Origin of the sequence: Nakamurella sp., from assembly GCF_048594475.1 — a bacterium.
Lineage (GTDB): Bacteria > Actinomycetota > Actinomycetes > Mycobacteriales > Nakamurellaceae > Nakamurella.
This window is the reverse complement of the sequence record NZ_JBMDXT010000278.1, coordinates 1-7,585: the sequence shown is the minus strand read 5'-3', so window position 1 is coordinate 7,585 and position 7,585 is coordinate 1. Positions and strand designations below refer to the sequence as shown.

At 74.0% G+C, this 7,585-nt stretch carries 8 protein-coding genes; 4 read left to right on the top strand and 4 right to left on the bottom strand.

Annotated features, from left to right (window positions below; all coding sequences use genetic code 11):
- Positions 1–98: 98 nt before the first annotated feature.
- Both ACOJUF_RS12935 and ACOJUF_RS12930 read right to left on the bottom strand, forming a co-directional pair.
- Positions 99–791 (bottom strand): response regulator transcription factor, encoded by a 693-nt coding sequence (locus tag ACOJUF_RS12935; RefSeq protein ID WP_420122250.1) that lies wholly within the window; start codon positions 789–791, stop codon positions 99–101.
- 144 nt (positions 792–935) lie between these two features.
- Complete coding sequence (locus ACOJUF_RS12930; protein ID WP_420122249.1) at positions 936–2,204, bottom strand: DUF885 domain-containing protein; 1,269 nt, start codon at positions 2,202–2,204, stop codon at positions 936–938.
- Between the two features lie 267 nt (positions 2,205–2,471).
- Here ACOJUF_RS12930 and crcB (ACOJUF_RS12925) point away from each other — a divergent pair, with 267 nt between their 5' ends.
- From crcB (ACOJUF_RS12925) to ACOJUF_RS12915, 3 genes are all read left to right on the top strand, one after another.
- Positions 2,472–2,876: a fluoride efflux transporter CrcB gene (crcB, locus tag ACOJUF_RS12925; RefSeq protein ID WP_420122253.1), complete on the top strand. Its 405-nt coding sequence runs from the start codon at positions 2,472–2,474 to the stop codon at positions 2,874–2,876.
- Entirely contained in the window at positions 2,873–3,238 is a 366-nt protein-coding gene (crcB, locus tag ACOJUF_RS12920; RefSeq protein WP_420122248.1) for a fluoride efflux transporter CrcB, read from the top strand. The genes crcB (ACOJUF_RS12925) and crcB (ACOJUF_RS12920) overlap by 4 nt, the downstream gene beginning before the upstream one ends.
- Before the next feature lie 181 nt (positions 3,239–3,419).
- On the top strand, positions 3,420–4,475 hold the full coding sequence (locus ACOJUF_RS12915) for a DUF190 domain-containing protein (RefSeq protein WP_420122252.1): 1,056 nt from the start codon (positions 3,420–3,422) through the stop codon (positions 4,473–4,475).
- 19 nt (positions 4,476–4,494) lie between these two features.
- Here ACOJUF_RS12915 and ACOJUF_RS12910 read toward each other — a convergent pair whose 3' ends face one another.
- On the bottom strand, positions 4,495–5,256 hold the full coding sequence (locus tag ACOJUF_RS12910; protein ID WP_420122251.1) for an isoprenyl transferase: 762 nt from the start codon (positions 5,254–5,256) through the stop codon (positions 4,495–4,497).
- Positions 5,257–5,405: 149 nt separating this feature from the next.
- Here ACOJUF_RS12910 and trhA point away from each other — a divergent pair, with 149 nt between their 5' ends.
- On the top strand, positions 5,406–6,086 hold the full coding sequence (gene trhA / locus ACOJUF_RS12905; RefSeq protein WP_420122247.1) for a PAQR family membrane homeostasis protein TrhA: 681 nt from the start codon (positions 5,406–5,408) through the stop codon (positions 6,084–6,086).
- A 124-nt stretch (positions 6,087–6,210) separates the two neighbouring features.
- Here trhA and ACOJUF_RS12900 read toward each other — a convergent pair whose 3' ends face one another.
- The gene (locus tag ACOJUF_RS12900; RefSeq protein ID WP_420122246.1) at positions 6,211–6,762 is read right to left on the bottom strand and encodes a hypothetical protein; all 552 of its coding nucleotides are present in this window, start codon (positions 6,760–6,762) and stop codon (positions 6,211–6,213) included.
- Positions 6,763–7,585: the final 823 nt, after the last annotated feature.

Sequence of the window (7,585 nt, the reverse complement as noted above, 5' to 3'; positions counted from 1 at the left end):
GTCCGCAACCACATCGGGGCCGGCCGCCAGGACGGCCGCCGCCCCCGCCGCCGGCGGGGTCGGTGGGGGCAGTGTCGAGTCCATCCCGGCCGTCGCGGTCAGGTCCGCGGGCCGCGCAGCACGTAGCCGAAGCCGCGGTGGGTGTGGATCAGCGGCTCGCCGGTCGCGTCGACCTTGCGCCGCAGGTAGGAGATGTAGGTGGCGACGACCGAGTCGTCGCCGTAGAAGTCCGTGCCCCAGACGGCATCGAGCAGTTGCTGGCGGGACAGCACCACGTTCGCGTTGACCATCAGGTGCCGCAGCAGCTTGTACTCGGTCGGGGCCAGTTCGATCGGCGCCCCGGCCCGGGTGACCTGGTAGGTCTCCGGATCCAGCTCGAGGTCGGCGACGCGCAGGACGCCGTCGTCGGACGGGTCGGGCTTGATCCGCCGCAGCACCGCGGCGACCCGGGCGGCCAGCTCCTCCAGGCCGAACGGCTTGGTGACGTAGTCGTCGCCGCCGGCGGTCAGACCGGCGATCTTGTCGGCCGGGGTGTCCCGGGCGGAGAGGAAGACGACGCCGGACTCGACGCCGGCGGCCCGCACCCGCTTCATCACCTCCAGACCGTCGAAGTCGGGCAGCATGACGTCCAGGATGATCAGGTCCGGGTGGGTGTCGGTGGCGATCCGCACCGCCTCCCGGCCGGTGCCGGCGACCGCGACCTGATAGCCCAGGAACCGCATCGAGGTCGCCACGATGTCCTGCAGCGACGGCTCGTCATCGACCACCAGAAGCCTGGCCGAACCACTCATGTGTCCCGTTTCCCCTCGTCCCGCGCCGGGCGAAGCGTGGCCCGGCGGCTCCAGTTCAGCGCATCCGAACCCGACGGCCCGAAGAATCCCATGTGAGCGGCGCGTGAGGGGGCAGGTCACGCGGGCCCGCGGCCATGTCGGCCGTCATGTCACCCGATCCGTGTGGTCGGCCAGTTCGCGCTGCACGACGCGGGGCGTCAGCGGTTCGTCCAGCAGCCGGCTGAACCGGTCGAGGGCGGACTGGCCGGCCGGGCGGGCGGCCAGCCACGGCCGGAGCAGCCGGTCCCCCTCGACGTAGGTGGAGGTGTAGGCCCGCCAGAGCGGGTCGGTGAGGAACCGCAGCCGCTGCCGGGCCTGCTTCTCGTCGGCCAGCCCCCAGCGCTGCTGGTAGGCGACGATCTCCTCGGGGTCGGCGCCGCGGTCGTGCAGCAGGATCGCCGCGTTCTGCCGGACCGTGTTCAGCGGCCGGGACGCGACCTCCAGCGCCTCGACCAGCTCCGGGTCGAACGCCGGACCGATCCCGTCCAGCACCTCGGCCAGCCAGCGCCCCCAGCCCGGCCCGACCGCCGCGGTCAGCGCCAGATCGCCCAGACCCTCGGCCATCACGCACTGCGGGGTGTTGACCAGGAAGATCTGGTGCTCCCGTTCACCGCCCCGGTCGACCAGCAGGTCCTCCTTGCGGCAATGCTCGGTGTGGTGGCCCGGGTAGCACTCGTGGGCGACCAGCACACCGAACTGGCTCATCCGGTGCCCGACGTCGGCGTTGACCGCGACCCGGGACCGGAATCCGCCGAGGTAGTAGTTGAAGCCGCTCCAGGCGACGTCGCGGGCGATCTCGAAGTCGATGTGCTCGGGCAGCGCGGCGATCCCGGTGGGGCCGGCCACCCGCTCCCGCAGGGCCGCGGCGACCGTCCGGACGGCGGTCTCGACCAGCTCGGGCGGGCAGGCCTCGGCCTCCCGGGCGGCGCGCAGCCGGTCCCGCAGCGGGCCGGAGCCGCCCAGCAGGGCGGCGATCTCGTCGTGCGCGGCGGCGTACACATCGGTGTCGACCAGGTCGATGTCGACCTGGAAGTAGCTGCGGACCTCGTCGATGAACGACATCGGCTCGCCGGCCAGCCGGCGGCCGGCCACGGTGAGCGCGTCCAGGTGGGCGGTGAGGTAGTCGGTCCGGGCGGCACCCAGCCCCGCGTCCGGCACCCGCCGGGACAGCTCGGCGGCCTGCGCGGACAGCTCGAGCGGATCCGGCGCGGGCTCGGCGTCGACCTGCCGGCGCAGCTGCTCGTCGCCGGTGAACGCGTCGACGAAGCCGTCCACCACCCGACCGAACCGCAGCCCCAGCCGCAGGTACTCGGTGACCGTCTGGTCGCCGGGCCCCGCCCCGTGATCGTCGTCGCGTTCGCTGGTCTGGCCCATGGTCGTCCACCGTAGGCCCCGCGGCGGGGTCGGCGGCGCGGGGTGGGTGCCGATCACCGGGCCCCGGGTCGCGGGTGCATCATGTACCGCGCGGACCGGTGTCCGCCCCGTCGGAGGAGGCTGCGCATGACCCCTGCCGCCCCGCCGCCGGACGAGCTCTCCCCCGGCCCGGCCACCCGCCCGGCGCCGGACGGGACCGGTTCCGGGCCCCCCGAGGCCACCGCCGTCAGCGCGGCCCTGGCCGCCGCACCCCGTCCGGTCCGCTGGCTGCCCCGGTTGGACGGGCGCGAGCTGGGCGCCATCTTCGTGGGCGGGGCCGTCGGCACGCTGGCCCGCGCCGGCCTGTCCCAGGCGTTCCCGCATGCGCCGACGCAGTGGCCGTGGGCCACCTTCATCGCCAACGCCGCGGCCGTCGTGCTGCTCGGGTACGTGGTCACCCGCCTGCAGGAACGGCTGCCGCTGTCCAGCTACCGCCGGCCGCTGCTGGGCACCGGGGTGTGCGGGGGGCTGTCCACGTTCTCGACGATGCAGGTGGAGATCCTCAGGATGCTCGAGGCCGGCGCCTTCGTGCTGGCCCTGGGCTACACCGTGGCCAGTGTGGTGGTCGGTTACGCCGGCATCCACCTGACCACCGCGGCCGTCCGCCGGGTCCGGGTGCGGGTCGGCGGATGACGGCGCTGGTCTGGACCGGGGTGGTGCTCATCGGCGGCGCCGGGTCGGTGCTGCGGTTCCTGGTCGACGGCATGGTGTCCGCGCGGACCGGGCGGGCCTTCCCCTACGGCACGATGGTCGTCAACATCAGCGGGGCGGTCGTCCTCGGCCTGTTGACCGGACTGGCGCTGCCCGCGGACGCCGCCCTGCTGGCCGGCACCGCCGCGGTCGGCTCCTACACCACGTTCTCCACCTGGATGCTGGAATCGCAACGGCTGACCGAGGAACGGCAGGTGCGCAAGGCCGCGCTGAACATCGGGCTGAGTCTGGTCCTGGGGGTCGCGGCCGCCGCCGCCGGCCAGGCCGTGGGAGCGGCCCTGTGAACCGGAGCGGCCCGGCGACCCGGCCGGCCGCCGGGGGCGCCCCGGCCGGAGCGCCCGCGCCGGGGCGTTCCCCCGGGAGGACGGCACCGTGAGCATCCCCGCGCCTCCCCCACCCGAGACCCCGCCCGAGACCCCGCCCGCGACCCCGGCCGGGCCGCCGGCGGACGCCGAGAGCCTCAAACTGACCTGCTACTTCGGTGAGCGGCACCGCACGCCGGACGGGTTCGTCGCCGACCGCCTGCTGGACGTGTTCGGCCGGGGCGAACTGGCCACCAGCATCATGATGCGCGGCGTCGAGGGGTTCGGCCTCAAGCACGGCCTGCGCACCGACGCCTCGCTCACGCTGTCCGAGGACTTGCCGGCGGTTGCGGTCGCGGTCGACCGCCGGGCCCGGGTGGAGGCCGTCCTCGACGAGGTCGCCGCACTGCCGGCCATCGGCCTGATCACGGTCGAACGGGCCCGGCTGCTGACCGACGGCGGGGCGCCGGCCGGGCCGGGCACCGACCCCGCCGAGGCGGTGCGGCTGACCGTCTACCTCGGCCGCCACGAGCGGGTCGGCCGGGTGCCGGCGTTCGTCGCCGTCTGCGATCTGCTGCACCGGCGCGGGCTGGACGGCGCGACCGTGCTGCTCGGCGTCGACGGCACGGTCCGCGGCGAGCGGGCCCGGGCGCGGTTCTTCGGCCGGAACACGGCGGTGCCGGTGATGATCCTGGCCGTGGGCCGCGGGGATCGGATCGCCGAGGTCCTGCCCGAGTTGGACCGGCTGCTCACCCGCCCGCTGCTCACGCTGGAACGGTTGCGGGTGGCCAAACGCGACGGCCGCACGATCGACCCGGTGCCCGTGCTGCCCGTCGCCGACCATCGGGGCCGTGCCCTCTTCCAGAAGATCATGGTGCTGACCTCGGAGGACGCGACCTACCAGGGCCGGCCCATCCACCGGCAGCTGACCCGCTGGCTGCGCCGGTCCGGCGCCGCCGGGTCCACGACGCTGCGGGGGGTCTGGGGGTTCCACGGCGACACTCCCCCGCACGGCGACCGGCCGTTCCAGGTGGGCCGGCGGGTGCCCACCCTCACGGTGGTCGTGGACACCCCGGACCGGATCGCCGCCGTCTTCCCGGTGATCGACGAGCTGACCTCCGAACGGGGCCTGGTGACCAGCGAGCTGGTGCCGGCCGCGCGGGCCCGCACCCTCGACGGGACCGTCGGCGACCTGGGGCTGGCCGAGCACCGCTGGTGAGGGCGATCGGGGCGGTCGGCTACTCCCCGAAGCGGCGGTGCCGGGCGGCGTAGTCGCGCAGGGCGCGGAGGAAGTCGACCCGCCGGAAATCGGGCCAGTAGGCCTCGCAGAACCAGAACTCCGAGTGCGCGCTCTGCCAGAGCAGGAATCCGGACAGCCGCTGCTCCCCCGAGGTCCGGATCACCAGGTCCGGGTCGGGCTGGCCCGAGGTGTAGAGATGCTCCCCGACGGTCTCGACGTCCAGCGAGTCGATGACCTCCTGGATGCCGTGGCCCTGCTCGATGCCGGCCTCCAGCATCGACTTGACCGCGTCGACGATCTCCTGCCGGCCGCCGTACCCGACCGCGATGTTGACCTGCATCCCGTCCCGCTGCTCGGTGCGCATCTCGGCCGCCCGCAGCCGGGTGGTCATCGGCTCCGGGAGCAGGTCGAGGGCACCGACGATGCGCAGCTTCCACGGGCGGTCCGGCGCGGCCAGGTCGTCCACGACGTCGGTGATGATCTCGAGCAGGGGTTGGAGTTCGTCGTCGTGCCGGCGGAGGTTGTCGGTCGACAGCAGCCACAGGGTGACCATGCCGATGCCGGTCTCCTGGCACCATTCGAGCAGGTCCACGATGTGCGCGGCGCCCGCCCGGTGACCCTCGGTGGGATTGGAGAACCCGGCCTTGCGGGCCCACCGGCGATTCCCGTCGAGCATGACGCCGACGTGGTGCGGGATGGGCGCGCCCACCAGGTTCCGGGTCAGCCGCCGTTCGTACAGGCGGTAGACCAGCGGGGGCAACCTCACGAGGTGTGAATGTAGTCCGACCGAGGGACCGGACCGCGGACGACCGCGCCGCACGGGGTTGCGTCGCCGGTGGCACCGGTTCCGGGGGAAGGATCACGCCGCTCGGCGTGGCCCCCGGCCGGCCGTTCGGCCAGGATGGAGGCATGAGTACGACCGCGCCGGCCGCCGCCCCGGCCGCCGTCAAGCCGAGGGCCCGGGGCTGGATCCACGTCTACTCCGCCGTCATCGCCACCGCGATGAGCCTGGCCCTGATCCCGCTCGCCGGCGTGTTCGCCGGAGCCGGACCGGCCCTGGCCTGCTCGGTGTACGCGCTCACCCTGATCGGCATGTTCACGGTCAGCGCGACCTACCACCGGCACACCTGGAAGTCGCCGCGCACCCGGACCTGGATGCGGCGGGCCGACCATTCCATGATCTTCGTGTTCATCGCCGGCACCTACACCCCGATGACCGTGCTGGCGCTGCACCCGCCGACCAGCACCGTGGTCCTGACCACCGTCTGGATCGGCGCGGCCGGCGGGGTCGCCCTGAAGATGTTCTGGCCGCACGCGCCCGCCTGGGTCGGCGTGCCGTTCTACCTGGCCCTTGGCTGGGTGGCGGTGTTCGTCCTGCCCGACCTGCTGGCCAACGGCGGGGTCGCGGTGCTGGTGCTCCTGCTGGCCGGCGGCCTGCTCTACTCGCTCGGCGCGATCTTCTACGCGACCCGCCGGCCCAACACCTGGCCGGCGACGTTCGGCTATCACGAGTACTTCCACGCCTGCGTCTCGCTGGCCGCCCTCTGCCACTGCGTGGCGATCTGGCTGGTCCTGTTCCGCGTCAGCTGACCGCGCGGATCATCTGGCCCGGCGCGGCCGATGCCGTCGACTCCTGTCACATCAGTCCCATTCGGGGCTCGATCGTCCGCGCGGGACCGACCGCGCGGACGTCGGCGTTGCGGCGCAGATGCCGTCAGCCCAGGTCGGGGCCGGATTCGCGGAGGCGGTTGACCTCCTGCATCGCCCGGCGCAGGTCGCCGAGCCAGTTGTCCGCGTTCTCCCCGACCAGTCGAACCGCCCAGGCCAGCGCGTCGGAGCGGCTCCGGGCGACGCCGGCATCGACCAGCGTGTCGAGCACCTGACGCTCCGGCTGCCGGAGCCTGGTCATGACCGGGCTGGACAGGGTGGTGAACAGATCCTCGGTGTCACCCAGCCGGGCGCCCCAGGAGATGTCCCGGCCGTACCGGTGCTGGGCCTGCCGGGCGATCTCGATCCGCTGCTCGCGGGTCTGCTCCCGGAACCGGGAGATCCGACCCGCCTCGGCGGCCGCCCGGGCCGCGTCGTCGGCGAATTCCTCGGTCAGGTCCGGGAGCTGACCGACCACGATGATCTCGTCCCGGTCGATCCGGACGTCCGGGGCGCCGACGAACCAGTCGCTCGGCAGCCGGCCGGCGAACCAGCCGGGGGCGTCCGAGGCGTCGGGCGCCTCGGGGTATCCGCCGCGGCCGCGACCGCGCGGACCCATGCCCCGACCCGGACCGAAGCCCGGACCGCCGGGGCCGCGTCCGCGACCGCCGGGTCCACCCGGGCCGCCACGACCGCCCCGGCCGCGACCGTGTCCGTGGCCGCCGCCACGCTCTTCCTGGCCGTCCGGCGTCTCGCCGTCGGCCCATGCTGCGAAGTTCCCTCTCATGGGACCTTCCTCCTTCGTTCTCGACGTTGTTGATTACAACGTTACACCCCTTACTACGTTGTGCAAGGTTCAGTGATTCCCGCGGCTCGGGGTGACCTGGATCACGCACCTCCGCGGATGCGGCGAGACCGTGCGACGACCTGACGGCCGGGTGCGAGCCGAGGTGGCCGCGCGGATGGCCGGGTGGATCGCGCAGCTCGCGACGAACCGGTGATCCGGACGGGAATCGGCCCAACGAGCCGCGCGACGGGGCCGAACCCGGGCCGACCCGATCACCGCCGAGTGCGCCGTCGGCCGGGCGGCCGGGCGGCCGGGCGGCCGGGCGGCCAGAAGGTCGGATGATCCGGCGAGCGCTCGCCGAACGCGCCGCGAGCGGTCCGGGCCGCCGGCCGGCGCCGGGCGGCCCGGCGGCGCCGCCGACGGGTGTGCCGATGCGGATCGGTCGCGGGCGCACGCCCGAGCCAAGGCCGACGCAGGCAGTGATCCGCGCTCCGCCGGTGGCCTCCGGTTCGCCGACGCAGGCAGTGATCCAGCGCTTCGTCGGTGGCCTGCGGGTCGCCGATGCAGCCAGGCCGGGCCTGCCAACGCGTCGAGGGACGCCGCCCTCCCGGATCCGGCGTCGTACGTGCTCGAGAGGACGAGGGCGGGGTCAGCC